The organism is Staphylococcus sp. 17KM0847, from assembly GCF_013463155.1.
Classification (GTDB): domain Bacteria; phylum Bacillota; class Bacilli; order Staphylococcales; family Staphylococcaceae; genus Staphylococcus.
In genome coordinates this window covers 1639255-1659175 of the sequence record NZ_CP040781.1, presented here as the reverse complement: position 1 = coordinate 1659175, position 19921 = coordinate 1639255, and the positions used below count along the sequence as shown (strand labels likewise).

The following is a 19921-nucleotide window of genomic DNA, read 5'->3' as shown; positions in this document are numbered from 1 at the left end:
GAATACATAGATTGGCAAGTCATATCTCACTAAAAGATTTTTGACATCAAGGCATATTAATTATTTAAAAAAACGAATAGATAGAGGAGGCAGATAATCCTCACCATGATATGCTTTGATGATGGCTACAATGTTAAAAATAAATGAAAGTAATAAGACAATAGGAAATAAAACAATTCCAACTAAAAGAAAGATTAAAATGAAAGAGATAGTACTCCAAATCAAATATGAAAAGATAAAATTAAAATAGTTTTTCCCAGTTTTGTCTACAAACTCAGATTCATCATGCTTAACAAGCCAAATGATTACAGGACCTATAAATGTTGTGAAAAAATGAAGAACATAAATTAATACAGCCATTAACCTTTCATCGCTTGTAGGTTGAATGGGGTGTGTTTGTTGTGTATCAGTATGAGGTGTCTCCATAATATTCCCTCCTAAAAATTTATATTTATAGTAGTTTACCCATTTATACATATAAAATTCAATAGATATAGAATAAAAAGAAATTTATACTAAAGTTTACATCAGAGTGTACAAGGATGAAGATATAGGGAGGTAAGAGCTATAAATGAACGATATGTATTACCAATATTCATAAATGCTATTAAAAACATTTATTTTTATAATGTATTTTGATACGATGCTGATAAGTTCACTTATAGGGTATAGTAATAAAAATCAATTATAGAAAGAAGGGTATATATGAAAATTGCAATTGTAGGTTCAGGTAATGGGGCTGTTACAGCAGCAGTAGATATGGTAGATCAAGGACATGACGTGAAGTTGTATTGTCGTAATCAATCTATTGATAAATTTGATAAAGCAATTGAACAGGGAGGATTTCACTATAATAATGAGGGTGAAACATGTTTTATCAATTTTACGGAAATTAGCGACAATATGGAATATGTATTGAAAGATGCAGAGGTGGTCATGTTAGTTATCCCTTCATCTTTTATTGAATATTATGCAGAATTGATGGTGCATTATTTAAGAGAAGATCAAATCGTATTTTTTAATATGGCGGCAGCAATGGGATCAGCACGTTTTATTAAAGTATTAAATGAATATCATCTGGATACACGTCCAGTCTTTGCTGAAGCGAATACATTGACATATGGAACGCGTGTCGATTTTGAAACGGCAACAGTAGATTTATCATTAAAAGTGCGCAAAGTTTATTTTTCAACTTTTGATGAGAAAGATTTAGTAATGGCATTTAATAAAATAGAACAAATCTATCCTTATATTGTCAAAGAAGAAAGCTTATGGCGTACAAACTTGGAAAATGGTAACCCAGAGGTACATCCGGGACCAACTTTATTAAATGTAGGACGTATTGATTACAGTGATCATTTTGCACTTTATAAGGAAGGGATTACGAGGCATACCGTTCGTTTATTGCATGCCGTTGAACAAGAGCGTTTATCATTAGGGCGTAAGCTAGGGTTTGAACTTGAAACAGCGAAAGAAGCACGTATTGAACGAGGTTACTTGGAACGTGAAATGGAAGAAGAACCACTTAATAAAATTTTTAATCATAGCCCAGTTTTTTCACGTATTCCAGGACCTCACAAAGTAAATAATCGTTATTTAACAGAAGATATTGCCTATGGATTGGTACTGTGGTCAAGTTTAGGTCGTGAGATCAATGTACCGACGCCTAATATTGATGCGATTATTGTTATTGCTTCAACAATATTAGAGCGTGACTTTTTTAATGAGGGATTGACGATTGATTATTTAGGTCGTGAAAATGTTGGATTGATTTCTTATTAAAATAATTGATAATATAAATCACAAAAATATTTATCTCGGTATATGCATAAAATCGTAAGAATGATTCTAGAAATAATGTAATTAAAACGCTTCTTTAGAGATTTTATATTTTGGGCGTATAGCAATATCGGTATGTTATCCATATTGCTAGCGCCCTTTTTTCATTATAAAATGGAAAATATAGATAGATAAACATTAAAGGATGTCTTAGATTAAAAAGGAGGGGTTAGATGATTTTAGATAGAATAAATCCAGAAGATTTGTTTCCAACTGAAAAACAGGGGCCTGCTGTATTAGGAAAAATTGAGTATAAAGTGAACGAACAACGTGAGTTTGAAGGTGCTTATATTGCAACGAATGAACGTCTAATTATGAATGTAGATATGAATGGTCAATTTTATTATCGCAATATTCCTTACAATGAAATATCAAGCGTGGAACAAATAGAAGATACGATCTGGATGGGATTTGAAGTAGGTAAAGTTGCAATGCGAGAAATTCAAAACGGGGACATTTCAGAATTTATAGAATATGTACAACGACAGATTGAAAAGTCTAATAAGAGATAGTTATGAATACATCATTGATATATTAAATATGGGGTTAACCTCTTATAGTGGGATGGCATAAGCTGTCCCGCTTTTTTAATATAAAAAGGTGATGTCTTTACAATTAAAGTGTTAATAGAGGTATGGAATGTGCGATGAAATATAACGATAGATTATGATTAAGCTTTTAATTTAATAATTAATAATCTATTCAAAATCATAAGGTTGACAGGTATAAAAAATAGAGCTATGATATAAGTATAAAATTTATACTTGGAAGAGGTGTATAGCGTGAAAGTCGAATTAGGGTTAACGTCGTTTGGAGATAACCAAGAAATTTACACAGAAAATGGTCAATTTCCAGCTTTATCAAATGCAGAAAGAATTAGAGATATTGTAGAAGAAATCAAACTAGCTGACCAAGTGGGATTAGATGTTTATGGCTTGGGTGAACACCATCGTCCAGATTATGCCGTATCGGATCCAGGAACAGTACTTGCAGCAGCTGCAACAATGACACATCATATTAAATTATCATCAGCCGTAACCGTCTTGTCATCAGATGATCCAGTACGTGTATATCAACAATTCGCTACATTAGACGGACTATCAAAAGGTCGTGCAGAAATTATGGCTGGACGAGGCTCATTTATTGAATCTTTTCCTCTTTTTGGTTATGATTTGAATCACTATCAACAATTATTCGATGAGAAGTTAGACTTATTAATGACGATTAATCGAAATGAAGTGGTGCATTGGGAAGGTCAGTTACGCCCAAGTATTAATGGCTTAGGTGTTTATCCGAGAGCTGTTCAAGATGAGCTGCCCATTTGGCTTGCAACTGGGGGAACACCAGAGTCTTCTATTAGAGCAGGACAACTGGGTTTACCTATTGTTTATGCTATTATTGGTGGAAACCCTAAACGCTTTGCTCGTAATGTAGCAATGTATAGAGCAGCAGCTGAGTCGCAAGGCTATGATGGTAAAGCATTACAGGTTGCAACACACTCTTGGGGATATATAGCTGAAACAGATGAACAAGCACAGAGAGCGTTTTACCGTCCAACAGAACAACATCATAATGTTTTGGCAAAAGAACGAGGCTGGCCATCGTTTACAATAGAGCATTATCAAAGAGAGATTAGCTCAAATGGTGCACTCTATGTTGGAAGTCCAGAGACAGTTGCACAAAAAATAATTGATACTGTGGAGGCACTGGGGATTACACGTTTTATGTTACATCTCCCAATAGGATCTATGCCTCACGAACGTATAATGAATTCAATTCGTCTATTAGGTGAACAAGTCAAACCGATCGTTGATAAATATTTTGAAGATAAATAAAGGAGAGATAACATGATCGCAAGATACGCAACCAACTTAAAACTTGCAAAAGAATTATACCAAGCTGCTCAACCCAAACTACAAGGTGACGAAGGAATGAAACAAGCATTTGAACAATTTAATTTGTCTCCAGACTTGGTTAAAGTTGTAGGTGCAGCAGAAGTAGCAGCGGCAGGGATGTTTAGTTTGAGTTTATTTAGTAAACGTCTGTCACAAATGGGTTCAATTGTTACATTGGGTGTGCTAGGTGTTGCAATTGCAAAACATTTACAGGCAGGGCATGGTAAAGAAGGTGCACAAGCTGCTATTGATTTAGTAGAGCTTGCAGCTATTAGTTTAGCTGATACGATTACATCAGAAAAATAATATATGCGTTAAAGAAAGATTTAACGATAAAAAAGATACAATATAGAAAAAATACCCCTAAATACATGGGGAGAATCTATAAATGGCAGTAGATGTCTGGAATGAAAAAGCGTTTTAACAAACTTTTCATTTCTAGTCACTTTTGCTGGAGCAGGATTAGGAAAACTTTTTGTAAAATAGGTTTTCTATCCTGCTCCTCTTTTTTGTCTTTAAAATGATTTTTATATTCAAGCATCTTAAACATTTTTTATAGCTAAAAACAAGAATTATAACCCTAAAAAGACTAAATGTGAAGAATAATTTTTAATTAAAAGAGGAGAGTAAAGAAAGAAAAAGGATTGAAAACAAAGTGAATAATATTTAAAATATAGTTATAAAACATTTTAAATTCCAAGTTTATAAAGTTTATAAACATATACAATCAGCTTGGAGATGCATCATTAGGGGTGATTTTTATGGAAAAATACGCAGTAAAAGATATGAGAGAGCTGATGACGATTAGCCATACGACGAAGTATTTGCAAGCAACTATCAAACGTGAACACAATTTAACATATGAGGAGCTATTTATTCTAACATTTATTCATGAAAATAGATATCCTACATATAATGTGAAGGATATTATTCGTGCTTCAGAATTCAAACCATATTATATTACGAAGGCACTTCAAAAATTAAAGGAACTTGGTTTTTTGTCGAAAAAAAGAAATGAAAAAGATGAGCGTACAGTGATTGTGGAGGTAAGCAAACCACAATATCGCAAAATAGATGCACTCTTTACTAAGATTGAACAATTATTTTAATAGATCATAACAAGGCGATGCAATGTGCTCTAGGGTATAGAGACAATTGTATCGCCTTCTTATTGAATGAAATTTTATGACAATATGATGATTTTTTGTACAAATATATGAATTTAAAGCAATTTATATTATAATGTCGAGTGAATAACTAAGAATAAAGGTGTGGATGATATGGTGAAGTCAGTTTTAATTCAAACAGATATTCAACGGGAATGGATCCAAAAATTAGAAAGTCAACGAACTCAATTTCAGTCATATGCACAATCAAATGATCAACATAGTCGTTTTCCTTATGAGAATATCCAGTGGCTCGTTGACTCTGGGTATACACAACTCACATTACCTAAAGCATATGGTGGAGCAGGAGCAACAATAGAAGACATGGTAGTTCTGCAAACGGTATTAGGATCGATAGATGGTGCAACGGCATTATCTATCGGATGGCATATTGGACTTGTTGGAGAACTCTTTGAAAGACAGTTGTGGGATAATGCCATTTTAGAAGCGTTTGCTCAATCAGTTAAACACGGGGCATTAATCAATAGGGCGGTAAGTGAAGCAGAAACAGGTAGTCCGACACGCGGAGGAAGACCCGCCACACACGCAATTCTGGAGGGAGATACCTATACATTAAATGGTGTTAAAACATTTACGTCTATGAGCAGAGGTTTGACACATGTTATTGTAGCAGCCTATATTCCAGATATGGATAAAGTCGGTTTTTTCTTAGTACCTAAAGACGCCAAAGGATTAGAAGTGGCTGATAACTGGAACGTTGTAGGGATGAGAGCGACTGAAAGCCATGATTTAATTTTGAATGATGTGAAAGTACAGAAGAAATATTTAGTTGAAATTAAGGGAGAGGGACCTAAGTTTCAAAATGGATGGTTATTGCATATTCCAAGCACGTATTTAGGTATTGCTCAAGCTGCACGTGATTATGCACTGGATTTTAGTCTGTCACATAGTCCGAATAGCATTGAAGGGACAATTAGTGATTTACCGGTTGTTCAGCAAAATTTAGGTAAGATGGAGACAAAATTACTTGCAGCACGTCATATGTTGTGGAGTACGGCACATGCATATCAAAATAAATCAGAAGATGAGAGTATTATTGCCGAAACAGCAGCAAGTAAAATTATTGTTATGAATGAAGGATTAGAAGTAGTGGATCTAGCTATGCGTATTGTAGGCGCTAAAAGTTTAGAGATGGAGCGTCCACTACAACGTTATTATCGAGATATGCGTGCAGGTCTTCATAATCCACCAATGGAAGATATGGCATATACTAATATTGCACATCATGCTTTAACAGAACGTGGCCAATAAAGAGTCATTATCATATGTGCTATTAAATAGAATGTACGTTGAAAGTTGATATCTCCCCTTATATAATAGAATTAATCTAATAAGGGAGAATCAAATATGCGTTTCTTTTTAGTGCCGATAGGTATTGCATTTACATTGTTAGGTTTTGCAGGTGCAGTGTTACCATTATTGCCGACAACCCCTTTTTTATTAGTGGCAGTCATTTGCTTCGCTAAAAGTTCTGAGCGATTACATGGATGGCTCATAAAAACAACTATTTATCAAGCGTATGTAGAAGACTTTCGAAAATATAGAGGCTATACAATGCGTAAGAAAATTCAGTTGCTCATCAGTGTTTACATTGTTGTAGGTTTTTCAATATGGATGGTCGATTTGTTTTGGGTACGAATAGGTTTGATGATCATGCTTGCCATACAAACGACAGTACTCTTTACATGGGTTAAAACGCTACCTAAAAGCCATGATAAAAGACGAAACAATAATCGAATTCAATAAAGAATACCAAGTCAAGATGGTAAGTGTGCCACAGGACTTGGTTTTTCTTTGCTGTCATGATAATAAAAAGATTGCAAATTTGAAATGAACGGAATATAATATTGATAATCATTATCAATTGAAATGTAGGAGAGGTAAAAATGAGAAAATTATTAGTTCCTTTATTAGTGCTTGTTTTAGTGCTTACTGCGTGTAGTCAAAGTAGCAGTGATAACAAATCTAAAAAAGAAATGAAGTCAATAGAATTAAAAACAGCAGATGGCAAGGAGAAAGTGGATATCCCTAAAAATCCTAAACGTATTGCAGTTTTAGCACCAACGTATGCTGGGGGGTTAAAATATCTTGACGCCAATCTTGTCGGTGTGGTGGATAGTGTAGATCAAAGTCCGATTTTAGCAGAAAAGCTTAAAGGTACAGAAAAAATAGGAGCAGAAGATGTTGAGAAGATTGCCTCTTTAAAGCCAGATTTAATTATTACTTATAATACAGACAAAAACTTGAAAAAATTACAAAAAATTGCACCGACACTCGCTATTGATTATGGGCAATACAATTATCTTGAACAACAAGAACTATTAGGAACGATTGTTGGTAAAGAAGATAAAGCCAAAAAATGGAAACAAGATTGGGAAGAACAAACAGCTAAAGACAGTAAAGATATTCAAGAGCATCTCGGCAAAGATACGACCGTTTCAATCTTTGAAGATTTTGATAAGAAAATCTATGCATATGGTAAAAACTGGGGACGCGGTAGTGAAGTTATTTATCAAGCTTTCGGTTTACAAATGCCAGATGATTTAGAAAAAGCGACTGATAAACAAGGCTGGACAGAAATCTCCAAAGAAGAAATTGCTAAATATGCGGGGGATATTGTTGTGAGTGCGCAGTCAAAAGATTCATCGCAACCTGACTTCCAAAAAACAGATATGTGGAAAAATTTACCAGCAGTACAAAATGATCGTGTAATTAAAGTAGATACAAGTGTTTACTGGTATAATGATCCATATACATTAGAAGTGATGCGCAAAGAATTAAAGGAACAGTTAATGGAAAAATAACGAAAAGCTTGGATCCGTAAAGTGATCCAAGCTTTTTAATTTTACATAACATCCATTATTTTACTTTTCTTTGATATGTAACAGCTGTATGTTTGTCATAAATGGTTAAGCCGGAAATGTCTTTTTGAGGCGTAGGAATAATTACACTGGCAATATAAGCAACGATAAAAGCAATCATAAACGCTAAAATCGATGTATAGAATGGTGAACCTGCACCACCAATACCTTGTAAGAAATAGCTGGCGACAACTGCTACAATGATACCAATAATAACACCGATACCGTGTGTACGTTTGGTAAAGATACCCACTGCAAAAATACCAGCAATAGGTACACCAAATAACCCTGTAATCAATAAGAATAAGTCCCATACGTCACTTGAGTCGGCAGCAATAAGGTAGAGTGATACGAGCATGCCTAATAATCCTACAACTACGGTAGCAAGGCGGGCAAAGCGTACTTCTGACTTTTCATCTTTTTTACCGAAAAATCGCTGTTTAATATCGACAGACAAGCATGCTGCAATAGAGTTCAAACTAGAGGAAATAGTTGACTGTGCTGCTGCAAAAATCGCTGCAATTAAAAGGCCAGCAACGAATGGTGGCATTTCCGTCAAAATAAAATACGGTACAATAGAAGATGTATTAAAATCATCAGGCAATGCGACATTGTGCGTGTAAAATGCATAGAGTACAGTACCCATACCATAAAAAAGTGGTGCAGAAATAAGAGCTAAAACACCATTAGTCCAAATAGATTGAGAAGTTTCTTTTAATGATTCAGATGCTTGATAGCGCTGTACCACATCTTGACTGGCTGTATATTGTTGTAAGTTATTAAAAATACTACCGAGAAAGATAATAGGAATAGCTGCTGCAGCTGCATTAAATTTCCAATTGTCGGCACTAATGAGTTTTTTATTTTCAACCGCGTCATGTACGATAGTCGAAAGACCACCATCAATATGTGAGATTCCCATAATAATAATGACGAGTGCACCACCTAATAAAATAACACCTTGGATAAAGTCACTCCATACAACCCCTTCGAATCCACCTAAAAATGTATAGATGATACATAGTACCCCGACAAGGCTAGCGACAACGTATGGGTTGATGTCTGAAACGGCTGTGATCGCGAGTGTTGGCAAGTAAATCACGATAGCAATACGTCCTAAATGGAAGAGAACAAACAATAAAGAACCGATAACGCGAACAGCTGGATTAAAACGAGCTTCTAAATATTCGTAAGCAGAAGTGACGCGTAATTTTTTGAAAAATGGAATGTAAAAATAAATTAATAATGGGATAATTGCAACGATAGCAATATTACCTGCAATATATGACCAGTCTGTTAAAAATGACTTTTCTGGTGTTGACATAAACGTAATGGCACTTAGTGTCGTAGCATAAATGGAAAAACCAACAACCCATGCAGGTAGACGTCCACTTGCGGTGAAGAAGCTTTCTGTATCTTTACCAGCACGCTTAGTAAAAAAGGCGCCAATTGCAAGCATAAGCAATAAATAAAGTATAAGTGCAACCCAGTTCCAAAATCCAAACCCTACTGTTTCCATAGTTAAAACCCCTTTCATACTTGGGAATAGATAATAAAATTTATTAAAATATCAAAGTATTATTGATCTATCTAGGCGATAATGACTCAATTCAAAAGAGGAGAAAGTACGTTTTCAACCCAGTCAGTCACTGCCATTATTGTATAAATAGATCCAATATTAAAAGACATGATGTTCAAGTCAAAATACGACCAATAAAAGTAAGCGCTATCATTCGGTTTTAAATAAAATACACGTATTAATGGAGACAATTAAATATATAAATCCAATAGTTATAGAACGTAGGATGGAGCTGAGAAGATTTCATCGCTCTAATCGATTTTAGCAAGGTGATAAGGATAGGAGCAGAAATACTTTTTTTAAAAGAATTTTCGTAGCCCCATCCCACCAAGAACAGCTAACAGTAAAAAGTTTGTTACAAATATTTACGTACTGATTTAGGATCATCTTTGCCATGTCCCAGCTTCTAATGCTATTTGTCCTTATTAAGACATAAAAGGTATATATCTGATATTTATTGTCGATACGTGTATGCGAAGTGTAAAACTACATCTTATAAATGATATTGTTTGATAAGTGCTTTGAGTTCTGGACGATATACTTCATTGAAAGGATGGAAAGGTGCTTTAGGTAATCCAGTATCGATTCCTTTTTCAGCTAGGGCTGCTTTCAATGTTGGATAAAGCCCCATGTTTAATACCGTTTCAATAATGTCATTTGTCTCATGTTGAAGTTGATAAGCATGTTGAACATCACCGTTTTGTGCCGCTTCAAAAGTAGCACGTGCACGGATACCGTTAATATTATAAGTTGAGCCGATTGCACCATCAACTCCAGAAATAGCAGCTTGAACAAGCATTTCATCAAATCCAGAGAAAATAAGTTTATCTGGAAACGCTTTGCGTAGACGTTCCAATAAATAAAAATCGGGAGCAGTATATTTCACGCCAATAATATTTGGATTATCAAACAGTTCTTTAAATTGTTGGATAGAAATATTTACACCTGTTAATCCAGGGATAGAATAAATAATCATTTTATTGTTTGTAGCTTCAATAATTTTAAAATAATAATCACGAATTTCCTCAAAGGTAAATGGATAGTAAAAAGGTGTTACTGCTGATAATGCGTCATAACCGAGTTCAGTAGCATATTGACCGAGTTCAATGGCTTCATTCAAATCTAAAGCACCGACTTGTGCAATAAGATGAATTTGATCTTGTGCTTCATCTTTAGCGATACGAAAAACTTCTTTTTTTTGTGCAGTATTCATCAAGAAATTCTCACCAGAACTGCCATTGACATATAATCCATCTAGCTTTTGGACATCGACTGCATTTCTTACAATTTGGCGAAGTCCGTCTTCTTTAATTTGACCGTATTCATCAAACGGAACAAGTAGTGCACCGTATAATCCTTTTAAGTGATTGCTCACGACAAAGACCTCCAAAATTTTAGTTTGTAATATTGGTCTGACCAATTTATAATTTAATTGTAAGCGTTAACAAATGGTAGGTCAACTACAAAAATAAAATTATCAGCATGATCTATTTACAAAGATTTTAGTTTCATTTTCTAAGATGATAAACTTTCATGAAATGAATACTGTATTGATAGTTTATAATAAGCCCTTTATTACAGACATTGTTAATCAGTGCATTGTATGTAAATATGAAGTATAAGGTGATAAGAAGAATATAGAGGATAGGGTGACGCAGAAAAACAATATGCTCTATCGGAATGGCTCAAAGAGCGTAAAATATAAAGTTGATATTTTACAAGGATTTTATGATTTTGCATAGTATTTAAAGTATACGATGTCTTAGAACAATAAAAATGAAGAAGAAGGAATAGTAAATTGAATAATAATAGGGAAGTAACATCGCGCCAAAGTTTGAAGCAAATCGTAGTAAAAAAGATTAAAGAGTATATATTAACAGAGCAACTTAGTGTAGGAGATAGACTACCGACGGAGCGACAGTTAGCAGAAGACTACGATGTGAGTCGATCCGTTGTACGAGAAGCACTAAGTTATTTAGAAAATACAGGGGTTACAGAGAGTGTACAGGGTAGAGGAACACTGGTGAAAGAACAAGATATTACGCCATTAATTGAAGGTTTTTTATTTAGTTTTCAAGTATCAAAAGGCAACTTAAAGGATTTGATGATGTTACGGTTAACATTTGAACTTGCAGCGATTGATGTGATTGAACGTGAGGCGTCTACCCTTGATGGAATCGCTGCAACACTTGTTGACAATGTAGAAGACTTCGATAGTCGTGTAGATCAAATGTTTCATGAACAGATATTGATGGCAGTAGAATCTTCATTATTTAAACAGATGAGTGCGGTTGTACAAGCATACTTTTATCGTACACCTATCGAAACATCTATGGAAGATAACTTGCGCAGTATGAAAGAACATCAACAGATCTATCATGCATTAGAAGAGCACGCATTTAGTCGTGCCAAATCCTTGTTAACAGCGCATTTGATGAGAGGAGCAGAATTTTATGACTAAAGTAGCATTCGATATTGGTGGAACATATATTAAATCTGCCATCGTTGAAGATAATGGAACATTGACAGGGTACCAAAAAGTACGTACACCAGATAATGTTAATCATGCAATCATTAAAACGGTAAAAAGACAGCTTATCGATTTTATAGATTGCTACCAACTTCGAGATGTACAGGTTGGTATTTCAACAGCGGGAGCAGTTAATCGTGAAGCATGTAAAATTGCTTATGCCAATCCCAATATACGTGACTACACAGGGACTGATTTTGCTGAATATTTATCTCCTTTGTCGGATCAACTTCATGTGTATAATGATGTAGATGCTGCACTTCTAGGAGAATTGATGTATGTGCCTGAAAATGTCGAAAGTGTGTTTTGTTTAACTTTAGGTACGGGTATAGGTGGAAGTTATTACAATCGTACATTTGGTCTAATGACAGGTGCACGCCATAGACCGAATCAAATCGGTAATTTGCTTTATGATCCTTATACAAAAAACAATTATGAACAACGTGCATCGACAAATGGTTTGAAACATCAATTGAAAAGTCGAGGGTATGATAATCCATCGATCCCCCAATGGTTTGAACGTGCATCGGCTGGAGATACTATCGCGATAAATGAACTGTTACATTGGGGAGAAGAAGTTGCGCGAGGTATTGCAGAAATTCAAATTATGTATGATCCAGATTGGATTATTATTGGGGGAGGTGTTTCTGCACAAGGCACCCAATTATTACAATGGATTGAACCCCAGATTGCTAAATATTTACCCCAACATTATGGCTATGCTCAAATTAAAACTGCAAAACTTCAAAATAATGCGGCGTTAATAGGAGCAACATCTTTATTGTAAACCTTATAGATTTATAGTTTACAATAGTGCTATAATACAAGATAGAGTCTTAATTGAATTATATGATTCTGATTTCGTGTATTATGGGAGGAAATTGAATTGAACACAAAATTTTTAGTTTATGCAGCATTAATGACTGCAATTATTGCCGTAATGGGGCTTATTCCAGCGATTCCATTACCATTTATGCCTGTACCGATTGTTTTACAAAATGTTGGGATTTTCTTAGCAGGTATTTTATTGGGGCGTAAATATGGTGCTTTAAGTGTGATTGTCTTTTTATTACTTGTTATGGTAGGTGCGCCATTGTTATCTGGTGGCCGAGGAGGATTTGGTGTTTTTCTTGGTCCAACTGCAGGTTATTTAGTTATGTATGCCGTTTCAGCATTTCTAATTGGATGGGTAAGAGATTTACAATTTGAAAAGTTAAGTTTTGGTCGTATTTTTATTATTATTCTGATTTTTGGTGTTATTTTGCTTGATACAGTAGGTGCAATTGTAATGGCATTTGTAATTCATATGCCGATAAGCAAAGCGCTTTGGCTCTCTCTTACATTTTTGCCGGGAGATCTCATTAAAGCCGTTATTGCATCGTTAATTGCAGTAGCACTATATAAAAACCCAGTGACTTCGCGTATAATGAAACAAATGGCAGCGTAAAAAATGATTGATGGAAGGAGGAGAGGTAATGTGTGCAACAATAGATGATATCTACACAGAGGGAATACTTATTGAAGATAATATAAGATATAAACAATACCTCACTCCAGAAAGACCACTCAAATTTGATGCTAATAAATGGTGTTATAAAAAAATGCCAGATTTATTGACGTTTAAAGATGATATGATTCAACAACAATCTTTACACCAAGCACAAGGTTCGACACATTTAAATTTTGAGTTTCCTCAAGATGTTAAACCTTCTATCGAGTTGATCCAATATTTACGTGCCCAAAACTTCAACTTGGGTTGCGTAGAGCTGTATATGATAGAAGCTGAAACATTGCGAGAATTGACGACGCAGACAATCCATATGAAGCGCATGACATCTGCAACGATAAAAGACTATTTTACTGTATTTCGACCGTTAAGTATGGCATATGGAGAAGACTATCTTGTTGAAACCTTAAAGTACTTACAAACTGTCGTAGAGATGCCCGAGCATTCTATTGAGTATTATATTGCCTATGAAAAGAATGAACCTGTAGGCATTGTAAATGTGATATCAACAGAGCGCCATGTTGAAATAGATGGTTTTGCCGTAGCTGAATCTCATCAAAGACAAGGCATAGGAAGTCGTATGCAAGCGGAGATCGGACGTCTGGCAGGTCAACGTCCAGTTATCTTAGTTGCTGATGCAGAAGATACAGCGAAAGATATGTATGTCAATCAAGGATATGTATATCAATGTTTTCAGTACAGTGCTTTACGTGAAACTTAGAATAATCTTGTGTATAAAGTTGCTGTTGGTATGTATTGAGATGGAAAAAATGAATAGGTATTTAAATAAAAGGGGTTGGGACATAATTCCTGGCTCTTCACCTTTTGTGGTGGGATAGCATATGCTGTCTCACCTTTTTTGGTATACAAAAAGCACATATGTCTCCATAATTTTAAGTCTCTAACTCAAATTAAAGGAGATATGATGCGCCTATGTGTAATGATAAATTAATACGACTTAAAATAAAAGATAAAAATATACAGGTGGTAGATGTTCAAGATGATGTTGAGATACGGGGGCGGCTTTCTACAGTCATTTATGGCACACTTTCATATATACCTCAGTATTGTGATAAAGTTTGTTTGAAAAGTAGTGAAAAGAGTGAAAAGAGTGAATAAGATTAATTACTTTTTAAAAACATTAGTATTAGCGATTATATTTAGCTGTGCAATGAATTATTTACTTCCAACACTTGAAAGGTTATCTTTTAAGCTTTTAGATGATTTTATTTTTGGATTTGTTAAGAGTTTAGATGCTCGTGACCAATTTTGAAGAAAAAGCCTATTATAAATGGTGTGTTGATGAGACATACATCAAAGGACATGGTGCTATTTATAGCGTGCAATTGATGTAGACGGTCATATATTAGATATTTAGTTACGTAAGAGACGAGATAATCATTCAGCATATGTGTTTATTAAGCGACTTATTAACCCCTTTAGTAAACCGCGCATGATAATAATTACAGACCAGATACCTTCAACAAGATCGCAATGTCTAAATTGATTAAAAAATTTAAATTTAATCCTAACTGTCATTATACCTCTAAATATCTTAATAACCTCATTGAACAAGATTATCGTCATATTAAAGATAATTTTCTTCAATATATCTTGCAACTGCATTAGCTAAAATATTAGAAGATGATAAAAGCATAAAATGCATTGCATCATTTAATGATATTATGTCCCCTACATATATATTGTTCATGCTATCCTCAACAATATCACTTTCTTGAATTTTGATTTTATCATTTAAGTCAATAGGATACTCTAACGCAGTTATTAGCGTTAACAATTTGGTTATACTAGCAGGATTACTTTTATTTGATTCATTTTTTGAAAGGATACTGTGAGGTTTAAAGCTTTTTAAAAGTTCTATATGTTTTAATGGATATTTAAAAACTGTAAAAGAAGTTGTATCTACGTCATTTTCTTTATTATCTAAAACAGTATCCATAATAAGTTTTACTTGGTGAAACCTATTTCCTTTTGCTTTTAATACTGTCACTAAATATATCTCATCTTTAGCATATAATAGGACACTTAAATTTTTTATAAAACCTACGGTACCTGTCTTTCCACCTAAAATATCATAATAATTATTTAAACTTTTATTATATACGGTACTTTTAATTTCTAACTTTCTTGGATTATCTCCTAATATTTTTACTATATATTTCTCTTTTTTCCAAACTTTAACGATAATTGGATTTAAACTTGCTTGTAATAATAATAACGATAAATCGTAACTTGTTGATAGTTGTCCTTTTTTAGTTAATCCTGAAGGATTTTTAAAATTTGAGTTTAACATTCCTATACTTTTTGCTATTTCATTCATTTTCTTTATAAATAAATCCATTTGTTTTCACCTGGCTTTTTTAGTGTTCAAAGTTATTATATAATAAAAATTAAAGGAGTGAAACTGATGATTAAATTTACGAAATTCTTTTCTGTTTTCTTGTTTGTTTTTATTATTTCTTTAATATTTTCTATTACTTTAAATGCAGAATCTTATTTAAATAGAACAGTTAATGAAAGAAATGCTGGTATTATGGAAGCTCAAGAATTGGTCCAACAAATAAATAATAATGAATTGAGTTTTACTAGATTAGATAAAATTAATACTAATATTTCTGGTGTTGGAATATTATCTAATACAAAAAATAAAGTTTATGGAACTGCTTTTGTTATAGATGATTATACAATTCTAACCAATAATCATGTTGTAGAAAAAAGATTCGGTATTGTCAATAAGGCAATTTATGAACCAGAAAGCCCATCAAATTTAAAATTTATGCCTTCCAGAGATGCTAACAATATCCCTTATTCTTTCACTATTAAAGATATAAAAATGATAAGAGGGGTAGATGTTGCTGTTGTTCACACTAATGAAAAATTAACTAATAAAGTCACACCTTTAAAAATAGCTAACGAAAAAAATATAAAAGATATGAAGTTAGGAGATAAGATTACTACATATGGTTATCCTTCTAAAGAATATTTAGATAGTGACTTTATCAATGATCCTAGATATAAAATGTATAAATCTGAAGGTTTTTATTTATTGAAAGTTAATAGTGACGATCCTCAATTTTATTCAAAAATGATTATACGAAGGGGAAATTCTGGGTCTCCTATATTGAATGTTAATAATGAAGTTGTAGGAATTAATTCTGGGGGCATGAACAATACAAACGCCAATGCTACAGTACGAGCTAAAAATGAATTGGCATATGTATTTAGTTTTACAGATTATGTTAGAAAAGAAATATTAGATAATAGTTATTGATATTTAGGTATTATGATTAATGAAACTTTAATAAACACCTCATTTTTATTTTAATTGGCTAGCAACGCCAATGATTATCAAACTACAAGGTATTGTGGAATGATTTTTTAGTATTTTTCTTTAATAATTCGATATATAGTTGAGCGACTTACTCCAGTTTTTTAGCGATTTCTTTGTCAGTCAATTTTTGTTTATTGTATAAAAATTTAATTTCTCGTTTTTTATAATCTGGTAAAGGAGGTCGACCACCTTTTCTTTCTTTTGATCTGGCAGATGCTAAGCCTTTTTTGTACGTTCATTGCAAACAACTTCTAATTGGGAAACTGGTAAAAGCTATCCAGATATACAAAGCTTGCTTATATTATGTGAACTTTTTGATAGTTCATTAGATGAATTAGTGAAAGGAGATTTAAAAGTCATGGAAAGAAAAGTAGCTGAAGTTTCAATGAGTAAGTACACAAAAATAATGGTTATTTTCATTGTTTCTGGATTTCTCATTTCGGCTCATTCTGCAAGGCGTCTCGCAATAGAAACGATGCTTTCATGATACTAAATACATACGACAACACAATAGAGGGTTCTAGCTATTACTACGTAACGTTTTAGCAACATAACGTGTGAGCCTATCCTTGACAGGGCATTGATACAGCTTGAAAATCAACAGTATTCATGCTTTGAAGTTATCAAAATTTCGATAGCCATACGAGACACGTTTAATTAACTTAATTTTATTGTTGATCTCTTCAGTCTGTCCCATTATTGAATTGTGGGTTGTTAATTGTTGATTGAATGATAGGTAAGTGAGATGATGGTTGAACCATCAATGATTGTGCTGTTTGGTGAATACATAGTTTCACAGTACTCGGACACACAACAATCCTTCGCAATATCAACTTCAGAACGCACTTGTGTCAGCTTGTTTTGAATGGCCAGCTTCACACGATTTGTAATAAAACAGTTCTCTTTCACAATATTTGTAGAAGCTGTAAAGGTGCTTTGACAGTACTGACACTTATAACGTTGCTTCGCTAGATTAAAGTAAACATAGGATTCTTGAGACTTTAACAACGTTAAACGAGATATACACTTACCATGTTTATGAATGTGTCCCTCATTCTTATGCCCACATTTTTCACAACACTGGGGTGTATATGAAAGTGTGCCATAAATGACTGTGGAAAGCTGCCCCCCGTACTTCAACATCGTCTTGAATATCTACCACCTGTATATTTTTGTCTTTTATTTTAAGTCGTTTTAATATATCATTACACATAGGCGCATCATGTCTCCTTTAATTTGGGTTTAAGGCACTTAAAATTATAGAGACATATGCGCTTTTTGTATACCAAAAAAGATGAAGCACCTAAGTTGTTATTTGATGAGATATACAGTTTGGATTAACGATGCGCTCAGGGTGACTATATATATTAAAATGTTCATCGCGTACAAAACCAATGGCTGTGATGTTCAAATCAGTCGCTAGTTGTACAGCGAGTGTAGTCGATGCGGACTTTGAAATGATTACACCTACACCGATTTTAGCAGCTTTGATTAAAATCTCAGATGAGATACGACCACTAAAAATTAAGATTTTGTCACGTACAGAAATATGGTGTTGAATGCAATAGCCATATAACTTATCTAAAGCATTATGTCGTCCAATATCTTGTCGGTGAATGTAAAGGTTAGAACCATCGCTAATTGCAGCATTATGTAAACCGCCTGTCGCAATAAAGGTTTGACTATGTGCTTGTAGTTGTGACATCATATGTAAAATTTGTTGTGGTTGAAGTTTGATGGTAGACATAGATTTTTTCGCAATAGCTGCGTCATTTTGAAAGTAAAACTCTCGACTTTTACCACAACATGAAGCGACCAGACGTTTAGTTGAGAGGTAGTTTGCTTGATGAATATCAGTTGTAACTTTAGCATGAGCATAACCTCTATGTTCGTCAATATCAAGTTGTAATAAATCTGTACGTTTTAAAATCACACCTTCTGATGCGAGAAATCCGAGTATGAGTTCTTCAAGATGGTTTGGACTACATACCACTGTTGCAAATTCTGTCTTATTCACCATAACAGTGATTGGGAGTTCTGTGACAAAGTCATCTTCTGTTTCTGTTAATTTACCATTTTCATAACGAATAATTTTTTGATTACATCGAATGTCATGATTCATTCACACCACCCCTTTATAGCTATTGCCATTCATAAATGTAAATCAACTCTATGATTAATAGTGTACGTCTTTTATATCAAATATGAAACCCTTTAAATTACATGGCATCATTGGGAAGTATATTTCAGGTAATGTGCTCATAATTTAGTGTTGTGCTTTATCAATCCGTACGGCTTACAGTTTAACATCTTTAGTAAGTTTTATATCAGATATACTAAAAATTTGCTAAAATAGTAGTAATGCAATTATACAAATACTGTAAGGAGCGTGCGTTCGAGATGAAAAAGTATGGTCGATGGCTGTTACTATTATTGATTGTTATGACTTTAAGTGCGTGTAGTCAAACAGATTCTAATAGTAAAAATGAGACGCAACAGACATTAACTGTTTCAGCAGCTGCAAGTTTAACAGATGTTACAAAATCATTGGAAAAGGCATTTAAAGCACAACATCCTAATGTAGATGTCAAGTTCAACTATGGTGGGTCTGGTGCATTAAGACAACAAATCGAGCAAGGTGCACCTGTAGATGTTTTTATGTCGGCGAATACAAAAGATATAGATCAATTGAAAAAAAGCAATAAAGTGATCGATACGTATGATTATGCACAAAATAAATTGGTACTCATTAAACAAAAAGATAGTGAAATCACTCATATTCAAAAATTGCAAAAAGGTGATAAGATAGCATTAGGTGAGATTGACTCTGTTCCAGCAGGTAAATATGCGAAAACATACTTGGAATCTCAAGGCATATGGCAAACAGTCGAACCGAATATCGTTTATGCTAAAGATGTGCGAGAAGTATTGAATTATGTGAATAAAGGTAATGCTCAATTAGGTTTTGTTTACAATACAGATTTATATGTTGGAAAGCAAAAACATAAAGGTGTCGTTAAATTAGCAGATGCTCCATTGGACAGTCCGATCGTTTATCGTATGGGTATTGTAGAAGATAAACAAGTCGCTCAAGATTGGCAAACCTTTATGAAGTCAGATAAAGCTCAAAAAATTTTAAAGCAATATCATTTTGAATGATAGGTGATAGAG

The 19921-nt window shown here is 33.8% G+C and carries 21 protein-coding genes and 3 pseudogenes; 16 read left to right on the top strand and 8 right to left on the bottom strand.

Features of this window, described 5'->3' with window-relative positions:
* Positions 1-60: 60 nt before the first annotated feature.
* Entirely contained in the window at positions 61-426 is a 366-nt protein-coding gene (locus tag FGL66_RS08245) for a DUF4870 domain-containing protein (protein WP_180809336.1), read from the bottom strand.
* Between the two features lie 279 nt (positions 427-705).
* Between FGL66_RS08245 and FGL66_RS08240 the strand changes: the two genes are divergently transcribed.
* The 8 genes from FGL66_RS08240 (at position 706) to FGL66_RS08205 (ending at position 7725) form a co-directional block, all read left to right on the top strand.
* A complete protein-coding gene (locus FGL66_RS08240) occupies positions 706-1782 on the top strand; it encodes an NAD/NADP octopine/nopaline dehydrogenase family protein (RefSeq protein WP_180809335.1) in 1077 nt (358 codons plus the stop codon).
* Between the two features lie 230 nt (positions 1783-2012).
* Complete coding sequence (locus tag FGL66_RS08235) at positions 2013-2351, top strand: PH domain-containing protein (protein WP_180809334.1); 339 nt, start codon at positions 2013-2015, stop codon at positions 2349-2351.
* A gap of 270 nt (positions 2352-2621) precedes the next feature.
* Positions 2622-3674 carry an LLM class flavin-dependent oxidoreductase gene (locus tag FGL66_RS08230; protein WP_180809333.1) on the top strand — a complete coding sequence of 351 codons (1053 nt, stop codon included), beginning with the start codon at positions 2622-2624 and terminating at the stop codon, positions 3672-3674.
* A gap of 12 nt (positions 3675-3686) precedes the next feature.
* Positions 3687-4040 carry a DoxX family protein gene (locus FGL66_RS08225; RefSeq protein ID WP_180809332.1) on the top strand — a complete coding sequence of 118 codons (354 nt, stop codon included), beginning with the start codon at positions 3687-3689 and terminating at the stop codon, positions 4038-4040.
* 455 nt (positions 4041-4495) lie between these two features.
* Entirely contained in the window at positions 4496-4843 is a 348-nt protein-coding gene (locus FGL66_RS08220) for a transcriptional regulator, SarA/Rot family (RefSeq protein ID WP_180809331.1), read from the top strand.
* 174 nt (positions 4844-5017) lie between these two features.
* Complete coding sequence (locus FGL66_RS08215) at positions 5018-6172, top strand: acyl-CoA dehydrogenase family protein (protein WP_180810507.1); 1155 nt, start codon at positions 5018-5020, stop codon at positions 6170-6172.
* A 96-nt stretch (positions 6173-6268) separates the two neighbouring features.
* Complete coding sequence (locus FGL66_RS08210) at positions 6269-6667, top strand: YbaN family protein (protein WP_180809330.1); 399 nt, start codon at positions 6269-6271, stop codon at positions 6665-6667.
* A 140-nt stretch (positions 6668-6807) separates the two neighbouring features.
* Positions 6808-7725, top strand: coding sequence for an ABC transporter substrate-binding protein (locus FGL66_RS08205; RefSeq protein WP_180809329.1), 918 nt, complete (start codon positions 6808-6810; stop codon positions 7723-7725).
* Between the two features lie 55 nt (positions 7726-7780).
* On the opposite strand, the gene FGL66_RS08200 is transcribed toward FGL66_RS08205, so the two are convergent.
* Positions 7781-9301, bottom strand: a complete 1521-nt coding sequence (locus FGL66_RS08200; RefSeq protein WP_180809328.1) for a sodium:solute symporter family protein — start codon at positions 9299-9301, stop codon at positions 7781-7783.
* A gap of 553 nt (positions 9302-9854) precedes the next feature.
* Complete coding sequence (locus FGL66_RS08195) at positions 9855-10736, bottom strand: N-acetylneuraminate lyase (RefSeq protein ID WP_180809327.1); 882 nt, start codon at positions 10734-10736, stop codon at positions 9855-9857.
* A 423-nt stretch (positions 10737-11159) separates the two neighbouring features.
* On the opposite strand from FGL66_RS08195, the gene FGL66_RS08190 reads away from it, so the two are divergent.
* The 6 genes and pseudogenes from FGL66_RS08190 to FGL66_RS08165 all read left to right on the top strand — a co-directional run.
* Positions 11160-11822: a FadR/GntR family transcriptional regulator gene (locus tag FGL66_RS08190; protein ID WP_180809326.1), complete on the top strand. Its 663-nt coding sequence runs from the start codon at positions 11160-11162 to the stop codon at positions 11820-11822.
* Positions 11815-12678, top strand: coding sequence for an ROK family protein (locus tag FGL66_RS08185; protein ID WP_180809325.1), 864 nt, complete (start codon positions 11815-11817; stop codon positions 12676-12678). Before FGL66_RS08190 ends, FGL66_RS08185 begins: the two co-directional genes overlap by 8 nt.
* A 99-nt stretch (positions 12679-12777) precedes the next feature.
* Entirely contained in the window at positions 12778-13338 is a 561-nt protein-coding gene (locus FGL66_RS08180) for a biotin transporter BioY (RefSeq protein ID WP_180809324.1), read from the top strand.
* Between the two features lie 28 nt (positions 13339-13366).
* Positions 13367-14119 carry a GNAT family N-acetyltransferase gene (locus tag FGL66_RS08175; RefSeq protein WP_180809323.1) on the top strand — a complete coding sequence of 251 codons (753 nt, stop codon included), beginning with the start codon at positions 13367-13369 and terminating at the stop codon, positions 14117-14119.
* A 390-nt stretch (positions 14120-14509) separates the two neighbouring features.
* On the top strand, positions 14510-14671 hold the full coding sequence (locus FGL66_RS08170) for a hypothetical protein (protein WP_180809322.1): 162 nt from the start codon (positions 14510-14512) through the stop codon (positions 14669-14671).
* Between the two features lies 1 nt (position 14672).
* Positions 14673-15009, top strand: a pseudogene (locus FGL66_RS08165) (DDE-type integrase/transposase/recombinase); the annotation flags it as partial.
* On the opposite strand, the gene FGL66_RS08160 reads toward FGL66_RS08165, so the two are convergent.
* Positions 14987-15760 carry a D-alanyl-D-alanine carboxypeptidase family protein gene (locus FGL66_RS08160; protein WP_180809321.1) on the bottom strand — a complete coding sequence of 258 codons (774 nt, stop codon included), beginning with the start codon at positions 15758-15760 and terminating at the stop codon, positions 14987-14989. The pseudogene FGL66_RS08165 and the gene FGL66_RS08160 overlap by 23 nt on opposite strands.
* 66 nt (positions 15761-15826) lie before the next feature.
* Here FGL66_RS08160 and FGL66_RS08155 point away from each other — a divergent pair, with 66 nt between their 5' ends.
* Positions 15827-16690: a trypsin-like serine peptidase gene (locus FGL66_RS08155; RefSeq protein WP_180809320.1), complete on the top strand. Its 864-nt coding sequence runs from the start codon at positions 15827-15829 to the stop codon at positions 16688-16690.
* A gap of 107 nt (positions 16691-16797) precedes the next feature.
* On the opposite strand, the pseudogene FGL66_RS09810 reads toward FGL66_RS08155, so the two are convergent.
* The 4 genes and pseudogenes from FGL66_RS09810 to fdhD all read right to left on the bottom strand — a co-directional run.
* Positions 16798-16979 (bottom strand): annotated as a pseudogene (locus FGL66_RS09810) (helix-turn-helix domain-containing protein); the annotation flags it as partial.
* 378 nt (positions 16980-17357) lie between these two features.
* Positions 17358-17444: pseudogene (locus FGL66_RS09985) on the bottom strand (transposase); the annotation flags it as partial.
* 20 nt (positions 17445-17464) lie between these two features.
* The gene (locus tag FGL66_RS08145) at positions 17465-17893 is read right to left on the bottom strand and encodes a transposase (RefSeq protein ID WP_180809318.1); all 429 of its coding nucleotides are present in this window, start codon (positions 17891-17893) and stop codon (positions 17465-17467) included.
* Positions 17894-18053: 160 nt separating this feature from the next.
* Positions 18054-18872, bottom strand: a complete 819-nt coding sequence (fdhD, locus tag FGL66_RS08140) for a formate dehydrogenase accessory sulfurtransferase FdhD (RefSeq protein WP_180809317.1) — start codon at positions 18870-18872, stop codon at positions 18054-18056.
* Between the two features lie 278 nt (positions 18873-19150).
* Here fdhD and modA point away from each other — a divergent pair, with 278 nt between their 5' ends.
* Entirely contained in the window at positions 19151-19909 is a 759-nt protein-coding gene (gene modA, locus FGL66_RS08135) for a molybdate ABC transporter substrate-binding protein (protein ID WP_180809316.1), read from the top strand.
* The last annotated feature ends 12 nt before the right edge of the window (positions 19910-19921 follow it).

Bases quoted from the DNA above. Each gene is read 5' to 3' on its own strand.
- FGL66_RS08235 (WP_180809334.1), top strand. From the start codon at position 2,013: ATGATTTTAGATAGAATAAATCCAGAAGATTTGTTTCCAACTGAAAAA.
- FGL66_RS08205 (WP_180809329.1), top strand. From the start codon at position 6,808: ATGAGAAAATTATTAGTTCCTTTATTAGTGCTTGTTTTAGTGCTTACT.
- FGL66_RS08225 (WP_180809332.1), top strand. From the start codon at position 3,687: ATGATCGCAAGATACGCAACCAACTTAAAACTTGCAAAAGAATTATAC.
- FGL66_RS08220 (WP_180809331.1), top strand. From the start codon at position 4,496: ATGGAAAAATACGCAGTAAAAGATATGAGAGAGCTGATGACGATTAGC.
- FGL66_RS08185 (WP_180809325.1), top strand. From the start codon at position 11,815: ATGACTAAAGTAGCATTCGATATTGGTGGAACATATATTAAATCTGCC.
- FGL66_RS08245 (WP_180809336.1), bottom strand. From the start codon at position 426: ATGGAGACACCTCATACTGATACACAACAAACACACCCCATTCAACCT.
- FGL66_RS08160 (WP_180809321.1), bottom strand. From the start codon at position 15,760: ATGGATTTATTTATAAAGAAAATGAATGAAATAGCAAAAAGTATAGGA.
- FGL66_RS08175 (WP_180809323.1), top strand. From the start codon at position 13,367: ATGTGTGCAACAATAGATGATATCTACACAGAGGGAATACTTATTGAA.
- FGL66_RS08200 (WP_180809328.1), bottom strand. From the start codon at position 9,301: ATGGAAACAGTAGGGTTTGGATTTTGGAACTGGGTTGCACTTATACTT.
- FGL66_RS08210 (WP_180809330.1), top strand. From the start codon at position 6,269: ATGCGTTTCTTTTTAGTGCCGATAGGTATTGCATTTACATTGTTAGGT.
- FGL66_RS08155 (WP_180809320.1), top strand. From the start codon at position 15,827: ATGATTAAATTTACGAAATTCTTTTCTGTTTTCTTGTTTGTTTTTATT.
- fdhD (WP_180809317.1), bottom strand. From the start codon at position 18,872: ATGAATCATGACATTCGATGTAATCAAAAAATTATTCGTTATGAAAAT.
- FGL66_RS08145 (WP_180809318.1), bottom strand. From the start codon at position 17,893: ATGTTGAAGTACGGGGGGCAGCTTTCCACAGTCATTTATGGCACACTT.
- FGL66_RS08240 (WP_180809335.1), top strand. From the start codon at position 706: ATGAAAATTGCAATTGTAGGTTCAGGTAATGGGGCTGTTACAGCAGCA.
- modA (WP_180809316.1), top strand. From the start codon at position 19,151: ATGAAAAAGTATGGTCGATGGCTGTTACTATTATTGATTGTTATGACT.